The 16,610-nt window shown below is 39.0% G+C and carries 19 protein-coding genes and 1 pseudogene; 16 read left to right on the forward strand and 4 right to left on the reverse strand.

Annotated features, from left to right (window positions below; all coding sequences use genetic code 11):
• The first annotated feature begins 23 nt into the window (after window positions 1-23).
• The 3 genes from moaA to ACOT8F_RS18420 all read left to right on the forward strand — a co-directional run bounded on the left by moaA (window position 24) and on the right by ACOT8F_RS18420 (window position 2,523).
• Window positions 24-1,028, forward strand: a complete 1,005-nt coding sequence (gene moaA / locus ACOT8F_RS18410; RefSeq protein ID WP_421653404.1) for a GTP 3',8-cyclase MoaA — start codon at window positions 24-26, stop codon at window positions 1,026-1,028.
• Between the two features lie 26 nt (window positions 1,029-1,054).
• Complete coding sequence (locus tag ACOT8F_RS18415; RefSeq protein WP_421653405.1) at window positions 1,055-1,630, forward strand: molybdenum cofactor guanylyltransferase; 576 nt, start codon at window positions 1,055-1,057, stop codon at window positions 1,628-1,630.
• Between the two features lie 461 nt (window positions 1,631-2,091).
• Window positions 2,092-2,523 carry a VOC family protein gene (locus ACOT8F_RS18420; protein WP_421653406.1) on the forward strand — a complete coding sequence of 144 codons (432 nt, stop codon included), beginning with the start codon at window positions 2,092-2,094 and terminating at the stop codon, window positions 2,521-2,523.
• Between the two features lie 250 nt (window positions 2,524-2,773).
• Here ACOT8F_RS18420 and ACOT8F_RS18425 read toward each other — a convergent pair whose 3' ends face one another.
• On the reverse strand, window positions 2,774-2,944 hold the full coding sequence (locus ACOT8F_RS18425) for a hypothetical protein (protein ID WP_421653407.1): 171 nt from the start codon (window positions 2,942-2,944) through the stop codon (window positions 2,774-2,776).
• A 534-nt stretch (window positions 2,945-3,478) separates the two neighbouring features.
• On the opposite strand from ACOT8F_RS18425, the gene ACOT8F_RS18430 reads away from it, so the two are divergent.
• Both ACOT8F_RS18430 and trhO read left to right on the forward strand, forming a co-directional pair.
• Window positions 3,479-4,969 carry a TerD family protein gene (locus ACOT8F_RS18430; RefSeq protein ID WP_421653408.1) on the forward strand — a complete coding sequence of 497 codons (1,491 nt, stop codon included), beginning with the start codon at window positions 3,479-3,481 and terminating at the stop codon, window positions 4,967-4,969.
• A 246-nt stretch (window positions 4,970-5,215) separates the two neighbouring features.
• Window positions 5,216-6,190, forward strand: a complete 975-nt coding sequence (gene trhO, locus ACOT8F_RS18435) for an oxygen-dependent tRNA uridine(34) hydroxylase TrhO (protein ID WP_421653409.1) — start codon at window positions 5,216-5,218, stop codon at window positions 6,188-6,190.
• Between the two features lie 907 nt (window positions 6,191-7,097).
• On the opposite strand, the gene ACOT8F_RS18440 is transcribed toward trhO, so the two are convergent.
• Both ACOT8F_RS18440 and ACOT8F_RS18445 read right to left on the reverse strand, forming a co-directional pair.
• A complete protein-coding gene (locus ACOT8F_RS18440; RefSeq protein WP_421653410.1) occupies window positions 7,098-7,562 on the reverse strand; it encodes a YndM family protein in 465 nt (154 codons plus the stop codon).
• Between the two features lie 83 nt (window positions 7,563-7,645).
• Window positions 7,646-7,837 (reverse strand): hypothetical protein, encoded by a 192-nt coding sequence (locus tag ACOT8F_RS18445; protein WP_421653411.1) that lies wholly within the window; start codon window positions 7,835-7,837, stop codon window positions 7,646-7,648.
• A 155-nt stretch (window positions 7,838-7,992) separates the two neighbouring features.
• Here ACOT8F_RS18445 and ACOT8F_RS18450 point away from each other — a divergent pair, with 155 nt between their 5' ends.
• From ACOT8F_RS18450 to ACOT8F_RS18465, 4 genes are all read left to right on the forward strand, one after another.
• A complete protein-coding gene (locus ACOT8F_RS18450) occupies window positions 7,993-8,292 on the forward strand; it encodes an iron-sulfur cluster assembly accessory protein (protein WP_421653412.1) in 300 nt (99 codons plus the stop codon).
• 75 nt (window positions 8,293-8,367) lie between these two features.
• Complete coding sequence (locus tag ACOT8F_RS18455) at window positions 8,368-8,796, forward strand: RrF2 family transcriptional regulator (protein WP_421653413.1); 429 nt, start codon at window positions 8,368-8,370, stop codon at window positions 8,794-8,796.
• A 71-nt stretch (window positions 8,797-8,867) separates the two neighbouring features.
• Window positions 8,868-9,263, forward strand: a complete 396-nt coding sequence (locus ACOT8F_RS18460) for an IDEAL domain-containing protein (protein WP_421653414.1) — start codon at window positions 8,868-8,870, stop codon at window positions 9,261-9,263.
• A gap of 43 nt (window positions 9,264-9,306) precedes the next feature.
• Window positions 9,307-9,585 (forward strand): DUF3219 family protein, encoded by a 279-nt coding sequence (locus ACOT8F_RS18465; protein ID WP_421653415.1) that lies wholly within the window; start codon window positions 9,307-9,309, stop codon window positions 9,583-9,585.
• A gap of 426 nt (window positions 9,586-10,011) precedes the next feature.
• Here ACOT8F_RS18465 and ACOT8F_RS18470 read toward each other — a convergent pair whose 3' ends face one another.
• On the reverse strand, window positions 10,012-11,004 hold the full coding sequence (locus tag ACOT8F_RS18470) for an LLM class flavin-dependent oxidoreductase (RefSeq protein ID WP_421653416.1): 993 nt from the start codon (window positions 11,002-11,004) through the stop codon (window positions 10,012-10,014).
• Window positions 11,005-11,142: 138 nt separating this feature from the next.
• On the opposite strand from ACOT8F_RS18470, the gene ACOT8F_RS18475 reads away from it, so the two are divergent.
• The 7 genes and pseudogenes from ACOT8F_RS18475 to ACOT8F_RS18505 all read left to right on the forward strand — a co-directional run bounded on the left by ACOT8F_RS18475 (window position 11,143) and on the right by ACOT8F_RS18505 (window position 16,577).
• A complete protein-coding gene (locus tag ACOT8F_RS18475; RefSeq protein WP_421653417.1) occupies window positions 11,143-11,340 on the forward strand; it encodes a hypothetical protein in 198 nt (65 codons plus the stop codon).
• 21 nt (window positions 11,341-11,361) lie between these two features.
• Window positions 11,362-11,622, forward strand: a pseudogene (locus ACOT8F_RS18480) (CBO0543 family protein); the annotation flags it as partial.
• Window positions 11,623-11,719: 97 nt separating this feature from the next.
• Complete coding sequence (locus tag ACOT8F_RS18485) at window positions 11,720-12,916, forward strand: MFS transporter (protein WP_421653418.1); 1,197 nt, start codon at window positions 11,720-11,722, stop codon at window positions 12,914-12,916.
• A 297-nt stretch (window positions 12,917-13,213) separates the two neighbouring features.
• Window positions 13,214-13,732, forward strand: coding sequence for a GNAT family N-acetyltransferase (locus ACOT8F_RS18490; RefSeq protein ID WP_421653419.1), 519 nt, complete (start codon window positions 13,214-13,216; stop codon window positions 13,730-13,732).
• A gap of 157 nt (window positions 13,733-13,889) precedes the next feature.
• Window positions 13,890-14,693, forward strand: a complete 804-nt coding sequence (locus tag ACOT8F_RS18495) for an SGNH/GDSL hydrolase family protein (RefSeq protein ID WP_421653456.1) — start codon at window positions 13,890-13,892, stop codon at window positions 14,691-14,693.
• Complete coding sequence (locus ACOT8F_RS18500; RefSeq protein WP_421653420.1) at window positions 14,690-15,604, forward strand: ABC transporter ATP-binding protein; 915 nt, start codon at window positions 14,690-14,692, stop codon at window positions 15,602-15,604. Before ACOT8F_RS18495 ends, ACOT8F_RS18500 begins: the two co-directional genes overlap by 4 nt.
• A complete protein-coding gene (locus ACOT8F_RS18505) occupies window positions 15,597-16,577 on the forward strand; it encodes a DUF2705 family protein (protein WP_421653421.1) in 981 nt (326 codons plus the stop codon). Before ACOT8F_RS18500 ends, ACOT8F_RS18505 begins: the two co-directional genes overlap by 8 nt.
• The last annotated feature ends 33 nt before the right edge of the window (window positions 16,578-16,610 follow it).

A 16,610-nucleotide genomic window follows, 5' to 3' on the forward strand; every position in this document is an offset into this window, starting at 1 on the left:
GTCTATGTTTGGAGAGAATAGCGATGATTACCGATAAATGGAACAGACCATTAAGAGACATTCGTATATCTGTAATCGATCAGTGTAATTTCAGATGCACGTACTGCATGCCTGCTGAAATTTTCGGACCTGATTTTCGGTTTCTTGAGAAAGATGAACTGCTGTCATTTTCAGAAATTGAGAAAACAGCCCGTTTTTTTTCAGAGCTGGGAGTAGAAAAGATCCGTCTTACAGGCGGAGAGCCTCTTCTTAGAAAAGATTTGCACTTACTGATTAAACAATTAAAAAATATAAAAGGAATTCAGGATATTGCCTTAACGACAAATGCTATGCTTCTTCCTAAATATGCTGACAATTTAAAAGAAGCCGGTCTTGATCGAGTCAATGTCAGCTTGGATGCTTTAGAAGATGAAGTGTTCAAAAAGATCAACGGGCGATCTGTAAGCGTGAAGCCTGTTTTAAAGGGAATTTTTGCAGCCAAAGATGCCGGGCTGAAAGTCAAAATCAATATGGTAGTAAAAAAAGGAATGAATGACGATCAGATTGTTCCAATGGCCGCTTTTTGGAAAAAGGAAGAAATCCCTTTGCGTTTTATAGAATTTATGGATGTTGGATCAACAAATGGCTGGAAAATGGATCAGGTTATTTCAAAGGATGAGATTATTCAAAAGATTAGAGATCATTTTCCGCTCGAGCCCCTCGAGCCTGCCTATTTTGGCGAAGTAGCAAAACGATACCGTTATCAGAATTCCAGCGCTGAAATTGGTATTATTTCATCTATTACTCATTCTTTTTGTTCCTCCTGCACGCGGGCCAGAATATCTGCAGAAGGAAAATACTATACTTGTCTGTTTGCTGACAAAGGATTTGATTTGAGGTCCCTGCTTAGATCCACAGCATCTGATAATGAGATAAAACAGCAGATTAAAGCAATCTGGAACAGCAGAACGGATCGTTATTCTGATGAGCGAACAGAGGAAACAGCTAAAAATAAGAAAAAAATTGAGATGTCCTATATTGGTGGATAAACCACAGACAGAAAGTTGGATAAGAAATGAAAGTAGCAGGCATCGTGCTTGCCGGTGGACAATCAAGGCGATTTGGTGAACATAAAGCATTGGCGTTGTATAATGGTGCCTCTTTTCTAGATCACTCAATCGAAGCACTCAGCTGTCACACAGATTTCATCACGATTGTCAGTCACCCTGACTTCATTGAGAGCATTAAAGACAAATATCAGGCAAACGTGATTCTGGATTTGGAAGAGTACAAAGGGCAAGGACCTCTGGCAGGGATTCTTTCAGCAATGAAAAGTAATCTTGCAGATTGGTACTTAGTTGTTCCGTGTGATACTCCGCTGCTAAAGGAACAAATGATCGGGACACTGAAAGATTCGATTGAAAAAGAGATGCAGGCGATTGTGCCTGTATCAGATGAAAAGCTTCAGCCTTTAATAGCGGCATACAGCCGTTCTGTGAAACCTGTAATAGAAAAATTATTAAAAGAAGATAAAAGAAGTATGCGTGACTTATTGAATGAGGTAAAAACTTTTTATTTAGAGGAAAAAACATTCGATGAATCTGCTTTTTTGAATATTAATGACAAAAAAAGCTTAGACCAACTGGGATAAGAAGGTATTAGAAAAGACGCCTGGATATCCAGGCGTCTTTCGCGTGTTGAGGCGAAAAACCAAACGCCACATTCGTTTGTTTCCATAAAGGAAGTGTTTATCGGCTTATACAACTCAGCTCATCGCTTTAGAAATATAACATACTGATTAAAAAATAGCAAGGTTTTTTAATTAGTATGTTATATAGCAGGATTCAAACTCAAAAAAGTAAACGTTTTATATAGCCAAACAAAGGGAAACTTTCACTGTCTGAAATTTTAGGGGGAGTGAAGGAATGCTGTCAAAAATCATCCTTTATTAAGAAAAGAAGATATGACCACTCTGAACCGATTAAAGGAAATTGCCCTTTTCTGCATAAATGTAAATTTCTTAGGGTTTTTCATATACGAATCTCCTTTGAGGGGAATGGCTGTTTTTGAAGAATAGGTAAAGCAGCTAAGTATTTTTTTGGAGGTAAGAGCATGATTCCGCAGCGAATAACGTTATTAACAATTGGAGCTTCAAGTGTGCCAGAATTAAGAGCCTTTTATCAAAGCTTAGAGTGGGAAGAAACAGACATTAGTTCTGATTCATATGCAGTCTTCAAAACAGCAGGTGTGCTGCTTTCCATTTTTCCAATAGAAGAGCTGGAAAAAGATGCAGGAGTAAGCTTCAAGGCAGCACCCGGTACTTATAAAGGATTTACCATGGCTATTAATGTGAAAACTCCCGATGAAGTAGACTCGGTAATAGAAACGATTAAGAAGGTAAATGGCAGGGTCTTAAAAGAACCTGGTGATGCTTTTTGGGGAGGCAGGACAGCTTACTTCTCCGATCCTGAAAACAATTTATGGGAAGTGGCCTGGAATCCAACCGCAGTATTTGATGAAAGAGGTGCCATGCTCTCATTCTAAATACTTTTGGTTAATAAACTGAACTTTGCTAAGTCCTTATGTTTTCAGGGAGTCCCTTTACATTGGGATTCTCTTCTTTCGTTAAGGCAGAGATCTATCCAATTTGTATGTAGAATTCTGCCAAAAGTTCATAAGATCTCTTTCGATCTTCAAAACGATGTCCGTTTTTGAGAATCATAAATTCTTCAATTTGGTATAATACCTCAAGCCTTAAAAGCCTTTCAACTCACGTTTTCTTTAGAACCAATAATCATACGATTCCTGTTTTTCCTGATTTTTTCTCTATAAGAATCAGTATAAGCATAGGATGCTGCTTCATCATAAGGAGGAATTTGCTGTCCAGCCCTTTTTCTATCCGAAGAAGCTGCAAATCCTGGGAAATGGCGAGTTTTTCAGCCTCTTCATCCGTATCCGCACACATGACGAAAATAGCCAGTCAATTCCACTTTTTTCTTAAACTTTGTTGCTTTTCCATCTTTTATATGGCTCTTTTCTTAAACTTTGTTGCTCCTCACTCCAAATTTCTTTTAAACGACCCTTGATTTGGCAAAATCCTTAAGAAAAGATGCCCCGAAGCAAGGCAAAATGCGTGGTTAGAACTTTTACGAATAGCAACAATCTCTGTGAAAACAGCCTTTTATATTGAATTTACCTGTCAGTTAGGCTGAAATTTTTAAGAAAGATGCCCCGAATCTAATCTTTATGCTTTTTCAAAACCCTTTTAAACAAGCAGCAATCATTGTGAAAAATGCTTCTAAAAAGAATAACGGATTGTGAAAGGCGATCCAAACGATCTGCTTTCAGTGTAACCAGTCTCTATTATGATTAAATCATCAGAATTGGAAAAAGCATGACATATTTCCATATATGCTTTGTTTATTCTTGGGTTCGGAAATATCTAATGATAGAATGGATAAAAGACTATATTCCTAGAAACAATTAAGGGGAGATTTTAGTGGGAGTTACGCTGCGAAAAGGCCAGAAAGTTGATTTAACAAAAACGCATCCCGGGCTATCAAACATTTCTGTTGGGTTAGGATGGGACGTTAACAGAATGGGCGGGACGAATTACGATTTAGATGCTTCTGTTTTTCTTCTCGGAGAAAACGGTAAAGTCCCTTCTGATAATGACTTTGTTTTTTATAATAATCCGAGTGGGGCAGGCGGCTCTGTATTGTACGTCGGGGATAATCGTACAGGTACAGGATCGCTTGATGATGAATTGATTAAAGTAGACTTGAGCCGTGTGCCGCAGTCTTTTCAAAAAATAGCTTTTACGATTACGATTCATGATGCTCAAGTTAAAGGGCAAAATTTTGGACAGGTATCCAATGCTTATGTACGTGTTTTTAAAGAAGACTCAGGAGAAGAATTGCTGCGATACGATTTAGGTCAGGAATTTTTCGTAGAAACAGCCATCGTTGCAGCTGAGCTGTATCGCCATAATGGCGAGTGGAAATTCAACGCAGTCGGAAGCGGATTCCAAGGAGGACTTGCAGCCCTTTGCAGAAACTTCGGTGTGAATGTTGAAGATGATCCTGCAACTGTTCATCCGCAGCAGGGAACAGGCTTCAATCACACTTTTCAGCCGAATCAACCAAGCTACGGCAACCAGCCGCCAGGAACAGGGTATCAACAGCAGCACAATCAAGGGTATCCTCAGCAAGGAGGAATGAATACATACCAGCAGCAGCCTAATCCTTTTCAGCCATCTTATGCCCAGCCAAATTCAATGACTTACCAGACGCCTCAAAATGCTCCTTACGGAGGTTCATCAAATCCCATGAACCAGAATCAGTATACTGGAGGCCGTCAAGGCCAGGTTTCGTGTCCTCGATGCCATTCAACAAATCTTAATGCCGGGAAAAAAGGATTTGGTATTGGAAAAGCGGCTGTAGGGGGGCTGCTTCTTGGACCAGTTGGCTTGCTCGGAGGATTCGTTGGAGGAAATAAGGTTCAGTTTAAATGCGGACAATGCTTTCATAAATTTTCGCCTGAGCAGAAGGATGTTGCTGCCTGGGCAAATGAGCAAAAAAGAAATGCTCAGGATCTTTTTCTCCGATTTAAAAACCAGGATGTGCTGGATGCAGTCGTTTCAGGCTGTGCTTTAGTCAGCATGGCAGACGGAAACATATCTCAGTCTGAACGGCAGAAAGTGCATGAATTTATACACTCAAGCCAGGAGCTAAGAGTTTTTGACACTCAAAAGGTCATTGACCGATTTAATTATTTTGTATCTTCCATTGAAAGAGATTGGATGATTGGAAGAGCGGAGGCACTTAAAGCTCTTGGAAGAATCCGGACTAAGCCGGAAATTGGCAGACTTGTTGTGCGGTATAGCATTGCCATAGGATTCGCGGATGGCAATTTTGATCCATCAGAGCAGCAGACTGTATCAGATATTTGCCGGGAGCTGGGTTTAAACCCGTCAGAATTCTTGTCCTAAGTGAAAAAACCGTAGACAAAAAAACCCATCATGTCGTAACGGATCAGAAATGGTGCAGCGTGATAGACTTTTGAAACAGCAAGTGCGCTAAAAATAGCCACAATAATTTTTTTGATAACGGATTTATTAGCAGAAGAAATTTCCTCTTGAAAAACAATTCATTTTCATGTAATATAATTTGTTGCTAAGATAAACTGAGCTTGATCATTTATATCTTGCAAATATAAATAGACAGGTGATAAAGAAATGTCAATTAATCCTTACAGAGTATTGCTTTACTACAACTATGTAACAATTGAAGATCCAGAGGAATTTGCCAAAAAGCATTTGAAGTTCTGCAAAGAGCTGGAACTCAAAGGCCGTATTCTTGTGGCAAAGGAAGGGATCAATGGGACTGTTTCGGGAACAATTGAACAGACCGAAGCCTATATGACTGAAATGAAAAATGATCCTCGATTTGCTGATATGATTTTTAAAATTGATGAAGCAGATCAGCACGCTTTCAAAAAGATGCATGTTCGTCCTCGTAATGAATTAGTCACACTTCGGCTTGAAGATGATGTGAATCCTAAAGAAATTACAGGAAAGTATTACAGCCCTAAAGAATTTTTTGAAGCTATGCAGCAAGAAGACACCGTTATTCTTGATGCCCGCAATGATTATGAATATGACCTTGGCCATTTCAGAGGAGCCATTAAGCCTGATATACAAGCTTTCCGTGAGCTTCCTGACTGGATCCGTGAAAATAAAGAAATGCTTCAAGGCAAGAAGATTTTGACATACTGCACTGGCGGAATCCGCTGTGAAAAATTCTCCGGCTTCTTGCTTAAAGAAGGCTTTGAAGATGTTGCCCAGCTTCATGGCGGAATTGTTACCTATGGTAAAGACCCTGAAGTACAGGGAGAACTTTGGAACGGACAATGCTATGTATTTGATGAGCGAATCAGTGTTCCAGTTAACCATAAAGAACATGTCATTGTTGGTAAAGATTATTTTACCGGCGATCCATGTGAAAGATATACAAATTGTGCAAACCCTGTTTGCAACAAGCAAATTTTGGCCTCTGTCGAAAATGAAGAAAAGCATTATCGCAGCTGTTCTCAAGAATGTTTAGTTCATCCTATGAATCTTTATGTGAAAGAACATGGATTGACTGAAGAGGATGTTAACCGCAAGCTTGAAGAATTAAAAGCTGAAAAAATGATGCCTGTAATGAGCTGATTTTGAAAAACTGTCAGATAAGACGTTTCGTCTTTATTCTGCCAGTTTTTTTATGTTGAAAATAAAATGAATGATTGTTCATTCATTGAATAAATTACTGTAAAATAAATAGGAGAGGAAAATGAGGAGGGAGAAATAGAGCAATCCTCTGAAATGCTTCAATATGTGGTATGGACTAGTTTTGAAAGTGAAGGTTTTGGTGACTCCTTACAGCATTATAATCCTTAGATTGATCAGCAGATTTAACAAGAATGGGGAATACCTGCCAGTTTGAAACTAAGAGCCAAATTCCTTTCATGCAAGCCGACAGCTGAGCCTTCAGAAAAGAGTTCCGGTCACCTGAAAGCCATGTAAAAGTATTTAAATATTAAATGGAAAAGGGCAGTATCCCCATTAATGGCCATGCTGCTTTTTCTATAGTTGAAACTGACCGTTTGAGTGCGGGAACATTTTGAGATGGAAGGTTCTGAATTAAGATTGTTTAATTGAAACAGGATATTATTCATGAGCGAACTTCATCTTATGGCTAACAGCTTTTAGGATGAACAGTTTTTCTTTAACAGTCAACATTCTCCAGCTTCCTGCACGAATAACCATTTTTATCACTCCTTTTTAATAAGTGGATTTGTAAAACCTCCAGCTGATAGGAAAACCCTTTCTTTATTATTTTAATACCGTCATTAACTGTAATTGAAACATATAAACGTTCTACAAAATGTTTGTTTCTCTTAGAATTCCTTGTCCAATGTGCGCGAATGGACAAAGAAATGATAAAAGGGAAGCTCCTTTTGTCAAAATAAAAATGAATAAAATACATTTTTATATGTTTAACGGTCTAAGATTTTTTCACTGCAATGTCCTTTTCATTAACTTTTTTTCAATCCGGCCCAAAAAGGAAGACAGTGATTTAATGATCACTGTCTTCCTTTTTTGGTTTTTTAGGAATAGCATTCTCTTCTGAAAATTCAGTTCCATATGCCAGTTTCCGGTTAAAACCATATCCAGAATTTCTATCTCTTACATTTCGTTTAATGACATTGGAAAGCAAGTATCTATGGAGAGGTACCTCGACTGCCGTAATAATGATAGCTGAGATGACACTGCCCCAGGCAATTTGAATGTATCCATTCAATAGGACACTTCCAAAAATCCAGACACTCATATAGGTTAGGACAAAATCTACTACAGCAGCTGGAACATTTCCAAGAGCTGGTAATACGATCAGGTCACCTAGAATATAAGAGAACACTGTCAGAATAAAGCTGAACGAGAGAATATCTACAATGGTAGCATCAAAAAATAAATCAAGCCCTACAGCAAATGCAATCATAGCGGCAATAAACTTGATAATGAGAACAGTTAAATGTTTCATTATAAACCTCCTTTTTTACTCAGTTTGATCAAAAAAGAGCATTTCATACATTAAGGAGGCTATTCTATCCTGTTTTTTCCTGGTCATTTAAAATATAAATAAAGGCCAAGACCGCCGATCAGAATAAATGCTAACAGCACATAGATGAATGTAAGGTTTGTCAGATTTTTCTTTGTGGAAGATGTATATTCTTTTTCCCCTTTTCCGCCGATTAAAATGGTAAAAATTAAGGACAGAACTCCTACCAGAACCACTAACATAATCGCAATTGTCATTTGCACTCCTCCTGATAAAATTATAATACAGGAATTCTGAATAAAGTTTGGAAAATTGTGAAAAATTTTCATCGAAAAGACTTTTTATTTTGATAGGAAGACTTTTCTTGGTATAGTAGGTTTTATTACATCTAACCCTTAAGGAGATTTTTACTATGAACGCGAAAATTAACCGAAACGCAACAAAGGTTTTAAATAAAATGTTAAGCAGTGAAGAAGGCGAAAATAAATTCGTGCGTGTTTCTGTAACTCATATGCACGGTGATCATGCTCACTATGAAATCGGCCTGGATACACCATCAGAAAACGATGAAATTGTAGAAACAGATAAAGGAATTAAAGTATTGCTTGATAAAAACCAGGAATTTTTAGATGGTGTTTGGATCCAATATTATTACGTTCCAGAAGAAGGATTTGTTATCACGAATCCATCAAAAGGCGGGGACCAGCATTAATTTGGTTCGGCAAAGTTGATTTTCTAAACTGTATTCACTAGTATTACAGTAAGCCTTTGGAAGGAGTAACTTGCAATGAATAGTGAATTTACCATTGCCGTCCACAGTTTAGTTTATTTATTTTATTTACCGGATCACATGGCAAGCAGTGAATCTATTGCAAAAAATGTCTCTACCAATCCTGCTAGAATTAGAAAAATTATGAGCAGCTTGCGCAAAAAAGGATTTGTCCGCACGAAAGAGGGTATAGGAGGAGGATACTTCCTTCAAGCTCATCCCGATGAAATAACCTTAGCACAGATTTATCGAAGCGTTTCCTGCGGAACAATAAAACCAAGCTGGTCTACAGGAGATCCTGCCGAAGCTTGCCCGGTATCATCTAATATTCAGATTGTAATGGACACTGTATTTGATGAAGCAGAGATACATTTGGAAAAATATTTGAGCAATGTTACAATAAGCTCTCTTCTTCAAAAAGTAAAAGAAAGTCCAAGCAAGGTTTAAAATTTTACACTAACTGTACAATATTAAATTACAGATTAACTATTAACTTATTGAGAGAGGGGAAGCAGATCATGTCCAGCTTTGACAAACTTACTTTGCTAATTGGAGATTGGATCAGAGGCAAATTGAAAAGCGGAGAATTAATTCATGGCTATATCGAAGCGATTGAACCAACCAATGGCGTGATAAAAGTAAAAGTTGTACAATGTGATAATTCCCATCTGGTTGGAAGAACGATTGGACTTTTAAACAAATGGGTTGAAAAAACTGCGATTACTAAGGCTATTCATAAAGAACAGCTTTTACAGCTTATTGATGTCGCCCTTGCTGCAGGGGATGAAGAATGGTTCATGGAGCTGACTTCGCAGCTGAAATCAGATAACGTCCCGGCAATTCAAACTGACAAAAAAATAAATGCTGCATCGAGCAAGGGTTACCTTTTTAATAAAAGAGATACTAGAGGTTAATATATATGAAGCAAAGCCGTCTGGAAGGAAGGGATAAGTCATCGTGGTCAACGAAGTTATTTTAAATGACATCTCCTTTAAAGTATTTGACTTTGAAGAGTTAAGTATTGATGGAAAGAAAAAAGTTAGATTTCACTTTAAAGTAAATAGCGGGAAAGAATATCATGATGTGACAACTCTGCTTTATCAAAATTCTTTTACGGTGAAGGTTCCTGAACTGGATCTATCATTCAAGGGGACCATTTATCACTATTCTACCTCGGTTACAAACTTATATGAAGAAAACTCAATTGGTGATTTTGATTTGGGATTGACTGAATAATAAATATGAGAAAAAAGCAGACTGATAAGTATCTTATCTGTCTGTTTTTTTGTATTTGGCTGTGTTAAGGCAGGCATGATATTGATTTTTTAACACCTGTTTATTGCAGCGGAAGGCGTGAGAATCCTGCGGGATAGCGGGTAGGTAAGATCTAAGCAGGTTCTAAGCACCGAGTAGGCTTACCTAAACGCCCTCGGAAAGCGAACGCCTGAAGCGGAAATCAACAGCCAAGTTTAATAGAGCTTTGAGGCTGTTTTCGAAGAGATTGTTGTTTTTCATACATGCTTTTATCACGCATTTAGACTAGCATCGGGTCATCTTTTCTTAAAGTTTTTGCCATACCAATGGTTTCGAGGACTAAATATAGGGTCATGAGCATCAAAGTTTAAGAAAAGAGCCTTAAGAAAAGAGCCTATTTAAAAGAAGTTACAAACATTCTTCAGCAATTAAGGAATAGGAGCGGATCCGTTTTTCGTAGCTTGGAGTGATGCTGACAATCATGATCTCATCTACATTATAGCTGGTTTGAATTTCCAGAAGCTGCTGCTTTACTTGTGCTGGATTTCCAATAATGATTTTCTTCTTCATCTTTTCATAAATTTGTTTTTCATCTGCAGACAGGAAATACTTCTTTGCTTCACCTAATGCAGGCAAACATTTGCTTAAGCCATTTAGCTGCTGTATTTGCCAAACAAGAAAGCTCTTGGCTAAATCCTCTGCTTGTTCGGACGTTTCTGCACATATTGCAGAAACCGTCACGATTGCTTCCGATTTTTGAAGCTGCTCATTTGGAATAAACGTATCTTTGTAGCTTTTTACGATAGCGGCGCCGTCTTTATCGCTCATAAAATGTCCAAATGCATAAGCTGTTCCGTTTTTTCCTGCTAAAAGAGCACTTTTTTCGCTTGTTCCAAGCAGCCAGGGCTTTGGAGGAACAGACGGCAATGGGGAAGCAGAAATTTTTGAGTTAAGGTCGGACTCTGGAAAGTTATTATATAAAAAGCTTAAGAGCTCTTTTAATCTGTCAGGCATTTCTGCCACATTTTTTAAAAAATTGCCTGATAAAGCAATGGATGCCTCTGCAGATCCGCCTGGCGCTCTGCCAATTCCAAGATCCACTCTTCCTGGAAAAAGGGTTGAAAGCAGATTGAACGATTCTGCTACTTTATAAGGACGATAATTGGGAAGGAGCACAGCGCCTGACCCAATGCGAATAGAAGTAGTGTTTTCTCCAAGAATTCCAAGCATCACTTCCGGTGAAGGACACGCTAACCCTGAAAGATTATGATGCTCTGCAATCCAGTAACGGGTATATCCTAATGTTTCTCCAGCTTTTGCAAGCTCCACGGAAGCGCGCAAAGCATCCCGTGCCGTCATACCGGAAAGAATTGGAGATTGATCCAATATACTAAGATTCATATCAATACCTTCTTTCTTGCAAGTGCTTCTCCCATCATAAATAAAATAATGAAAAAGAAAAACGAATCCGCTTTGTAAAGCGTAAGTTCCTCTGGAAATGGTCAATCTAATGACATACTTTAGGGAGGGAAGAAGCAAATGAAGAACAAATTCGAAAAAAACACCTTAAAATTTCTTTACCTTTTTGGGTTGGCCTCTTTATTGTTTGTACTTAAAAGACAACCGCTTAAGGATTGGCTGCTCGTTTTTTTTATGAAAAGTTATTTCGCTTCTCTTGCAGATAACGCAGCAGTGAAAAAGGGATACGTAAAATATCCTGTCCGGCTCGGCTCCTAAACCTAATCATTTAATACAAGTGTCCTTTTTGACTATTTGCTGTTTCCGCTAATGTGCGTGTTTTACAATCAGTTTACCAATAATTCACGTCTGATTGAAGCTTTAAAACAAGTATTTTACTTTAGTATTCGAATAACAGCATTAGAATATTGGCTTGAAAAGAAAACAAGGCTGGTGAAATACAAAAAAGCATGGAACTGGCGTTATACCTTATCTTCCATTACTGGCTCTTTTTTAATCATTCGGCTCTTAATGTTTCTTATTCGAAAAGGCAGCTCCTGAGGAGAACAGCAATCCTGAAGCAATTCACTAGTGCTCATTAAAATGAAAAGGTAAACTAAGGAAGGAGAATGTGATACTAGATACGGAGTTGAACAAAATGATAAAAAGTAATGAAAGCCATTCCAAAGCTGCTGCGATAAAAATCCCTTTTTATAAAAGAGCGGTATTCACCTTTAGCGGCGCCCATTTTTTAAATGATTTAGTAACGACTGGTATGGTGCCTGCACTTGTCGTCCTCTACAAGCAGGATCTCGTCCTTAACTATACCCAGGCATCGTTAATCGTTCTGATTTCTTACCTGACATCCTCCGTTTCTCAGCCGCTATTCGGTGCAATGGCTGATAAGAAACCGAGGGTATGGCTTTTTACAGGAGGGGTCTTTCTTTCCATTATGGGTTTATCCCTTACAGGGGCAGCACCGTCTTTTGGCTGGCTGCTGTTTTTTATTGCTTTATCTGGGCTAGGTTCTGGAGCTTTTCATCCTGAAGCATCTAGAGGCACCCATCTTGCTGCAGGGTCTCAAAAAGGTCTCTCACAAGCCATTTTTCAAGTCGGAGGAAATGCAGGACAGGCATTTGGTCCTTTGATGATCCCGTTATTTCTCATTCATACTGGAATTCACGGGCTATTGTGGCTTATACCGCTAGCGATTCTTTCCATTCCAGTAACTGCTCAAATATTGGGGTGGATGGGGGAAAAGGTAAAAGAGAACAGCCAAAAGAAAAAAGAGATACCTGGCAAAAATAATATTCCTGGTGTTATTATTCTCGTTCTCATTATTATTTTGCGTTCCTGGTGCCAAATCGGCGTTGTTGTTTTTTTGCCTTTTTACTTAAAAGGACTATCCATCGAACAGTCAGAACTTCTTAACTTTGTTTTTGTAGGAGCCGGTGCTTTAGGAACATTTATTGGGGGAATTTGGTCTGATAAGATTGGTTTTAAGCGATTGCTTGTTGTTTCGCTGTTTTCAGCCACCCCATTTGCTTTGCTTTTTCCGCATTTAACCGGTGTGCTATCGGTGATGGATCTGCTTTTGTTTGGTCTAAGCGTTCTATCTTCCTTTTCGGTTACAGTTGTATATATGCAAATGCTGTTGCCGAGAAACATAGCTGCTGCTTCAGGTTTGGCAATTGGTTTTGGAGTTGGTGCAGGAGGAATCGGTTCTGTTTTAATGGGTGGGCTTTCCGATATGGCAGGTGTGGCTGCTGTTTTTTCGGTCCTTTCTGTCCTTCCGCTTGCAGCTGGTTTGCTCGCCATATTTTTGCCAAGCGACAGATTAAAACTTGCAAGATAGCCGTTCATATCAGTATTCTGGATAAAGCATAAAAAATGACATAGCAATGACTTTTACTTTTTTATGGGGTTAATTAAATGAAAGGCTCAGTTAAAGCTTAATGCTGATTTTTACACCTTGTTGATTGGAGCGGTGCTGAGACGCCTGCTTAGAAAAGCGTGTCAAGGGAGACACCCCGCTCCCGCAGGAGCAAAGCGACGAGGAGGCTCTAAGGTTAGCCCGCTAAAGCTTGAGTGCCTGCTAGCTGCAATCAACACCCAAGTTTAAAAGAGCCAAATGAAAAAAAGGAGGAGCCGTATGCTGAAACTTGTAAAGCCTTCAATAGAATTAGAAGAAGAATATATGGCATTTTATCAAGATTGGATGATAAGCGGAGAAAAAATTGTTCCATGGATTATCGGAAGAGATCCAAGTTCATTTCAAGATCAAGTGGCTTATTGTCGGGATCAGGAAAGGGAAGAAAATGTTCAGGAGACCTTTGTTCCTAATTCAACTTACCTTTTAAAGAATGAGCAATCTGAAATTGTAGCGGCTGTTAATATCCGGCATCGGTTAAATGACTATCTTCTTCAAAGAGGAGGGCATATCGGGTATGGTGTTGCCCCCTCAAAAAGGCAAAGAGGCTATGCGACGGCTACCCTTTCATTAGCTTTAGAGAAAACGAGAGAAATGGGAATACAAGATGCGCTGGTTACTTGTGATGGAGATAATACAGCTTCAGAAAAAACCATACTTAAAAATGGCGGAGTTTTTGAATCGGATTTCATAGAGGAAAATGGGAATATTGTGAAGAGGTACTGGATTCGTACAAACTGATTCCACGTTTCAAGGGCAGATTGTGGTAAATGCTTGGCACTTAGTGCTAAGCTCTTTTTTTATCATAAAACATTCTAAAACACTGTAGTAAGCCTTCTTCCTTGTTTAGCGTTACAATAGGAGTAATATTTGCACTTTAATTGGAAAGGTGTTCAAAATAGAAATGAATAGTGTAAAATTCATTGCAATCCTTTCGCTTTTAGCAAGTCTTTTATGGATTGCCGGTCTCGGCTGGACGATTAACAGCCAGTTTTTCCAAAAGCCTGAGCCTCCTCCTAAAATGGCTGAGGGCAGCAAATCGATTGATCAGGATCAGGACAAGGAATATCATATAGTCGGCCTTGGTGATTCTTTGACAAGAGGAATCGGTGATTCAAGCGGCAAAGGGTATGTCGGTTATCTGATGGATAATCTGAAAAGTAAAACTAAGCAAAAAATCCAGCTGACTAATCTTGCTATTGGGGGACAGACATCTACCGGGCTTGCCAATCAGCTGAAACAGCAGGAAATCCAGCGTCAGATTAAAAATGCTAATGCTGTTGTCATGACAATTGGCGGGAATGATTTATTTAACGGCGGCAAGGTCATGAATGACTTATCAAGCTCTGCTATCAACAGCACCCGTTCAGCTTTTCTCCAAAGACTTGATCATATTTTCAAGCAAATTCGATCAATAAATCCTGAAGCAACCATTTTTTATATTGGGCTTTATAATCCTTTCAGTGATCTTTCAAGCAGTAAAGAAACCTCTAAAATCGTAATAAATTGGAACTATTACACAGCCGAAGAGGCCTCAAAATACAAAAAAACGATTGTTGTTCCCACCTTTGATTTATTTGAGCAGAATGTGAATGACTTTTTGTACAGTGATAAATTTCATCCAAACAGCGAGGGCTATAAACTGATAGGAGAACGCTTGTCATCCCTCATCGTTTTCAGCGGGGGAGGCAAGGCAAAATGACAAAAAATATTACGCTTTCAGTGAGCGGACTCAAGAAAACAATCAGAAAAAAGGAAATTATAAAAGGCCTTAGCTTTGAACTTCAAAAAGGCGAGGTTTTCGGTTTTCTCGGTCCAAATGGAGCAGGAAAAACGACGACGATCAGAATGCTTGTAGGCTTAATCAAACCTTCTGCAGGACACATTTCGATCTGCGGATATGATTTGGAAAAGCATTTTACAAAAGCCATTCGCAATATTGGCTGTATTGTAGAAAACCCTGAACTATACTCTTATTTAAGCGGAAGAGAAAATCTTGAATATTTCCGCAGAATGATTCCTGGTGTGACAAAAGAAAGAATTGATGAAGTTGTTCATCTTGTTAGGCTGGAGCACCGTATTGATGACAAGGTCAGCACTTTCTCTCTTGGAATGAGACAAAGGCTTGGTATTGCACAGGCGCTGCTCAGCAGTCCAAAAGTTCTTATTTTAGATGAACCAACAAATGGCCTGGATCCAATGGGGATAAGAGAAATGAGGGGATTTATCCGATTTCTTGCTGAAAAGGAAGGCCTAACTGTCCTCGTTTCATCCCATCTTTTAAGCGAAATTCAATTAATGTGCGACAGAGTTGCCATCATGTCTAAAGGGAATATTCTGCGCATCGATTCTGTTTCTGCCCTGCTGACAGAAAAGGAAAGAGTGATTTGGCATGCCTCTCCAATAAATAAAGCGAGAGAAATACTATCTGAAAAAACAGATATCCTTTCAGAAAATGAAAGTACACTTGTAACGATTAATGAAAAGAGTCAAATTGCCTTTTGGAATGAGAGTCTGGTTGAAGAGGGAGTGAAGGTAAATGGAATTGAGGTAAAAATTCCTGCATTAGAAGACCTTTTCATTGAACTGACAGAAGGTGAAACAATTGATTAATCTTATCTATAACGAAATGATTAAAATTGTCCGCAAAAAAAGGCTATTCATTATTATGGCGATCATTGCCGTTTTGGTTGCGCTGTTTACTTATGCTCAAGTCAGGCAGCACGAGGAAGCAGTCAAGCAAGCAGGGACAGATGATTGGCGCACTCAAGTTCAGCAGGAAATTATTAATACCCAAAACAGATTAAGCTCCAGTGGCATTTCAGGGGAATGGAAAAAATTTCTGCACATCCGGATGAATCAGCAGCAGTATTATTTGGATCACAATATTAATCCAACTGCACCCGGTGCTCCAACCTTTATGAAAACGTTCGCCGAAAATTCCATTGATTTGCTTTTGCCGCTGATGGTCATGGTCATCGCAAGTGACATTGTTTCCTCTGAGTCGACAAACGGGACGATCAAGCTTTTGTTAACAAGACCGATTAAAAGATGGAAGATTCTGCTGAGTAAATACCTGACCCTACTGCTAGCTATCTCCTTTATTGTCCTTTCTGTAGGGGTGTTATCCTTTCTCATCTCAGGAATGGCAATGGGATATGGAGGATGGAACCTGCCTGTCCTAACTGGATTTTCGATTCAAGGATCGGAGCTTATGACAAGCGGAGTTCATATGATGAGCCAGTGGCAGTATATCTTTATAGATTTCGGACTGGTCTGGTTTGTAGCTATTATAGTCGGCACGCTAACATTTAGTCTTTCTGCATTGATGAAAAGCACAGCTTCTGTCATGGGCGTTATGCTTGCTTCGTTAATTGCAGGAGCTATTTTATCCAACATGGTTTCTTCATGGGACTCTGCCAAGTATCTGTTTATGGTAAACCTTAGACTGACAGATTATATCAGCGGTATGGCTCCGCCAATCGAAGGCATGACACTCGGCTTTTCGATGATTGTCCTGCTCATATGGGCCATACTTGGACTCATCGTTTCTTTTTTCTTTTTTACAAGGAAAGATGTTTATTAATGATTTGAATAGGAAAAACAGCGCCAGAATAGG

The sequence above is a fragment of the Chryseobacillus diguaensis genome (genome assembly GCF_049220665.1).
GTDB lineage: Bacteria > Bacillota > Bacilli > Bacillales > Bacillaceae > Metabacillus_B.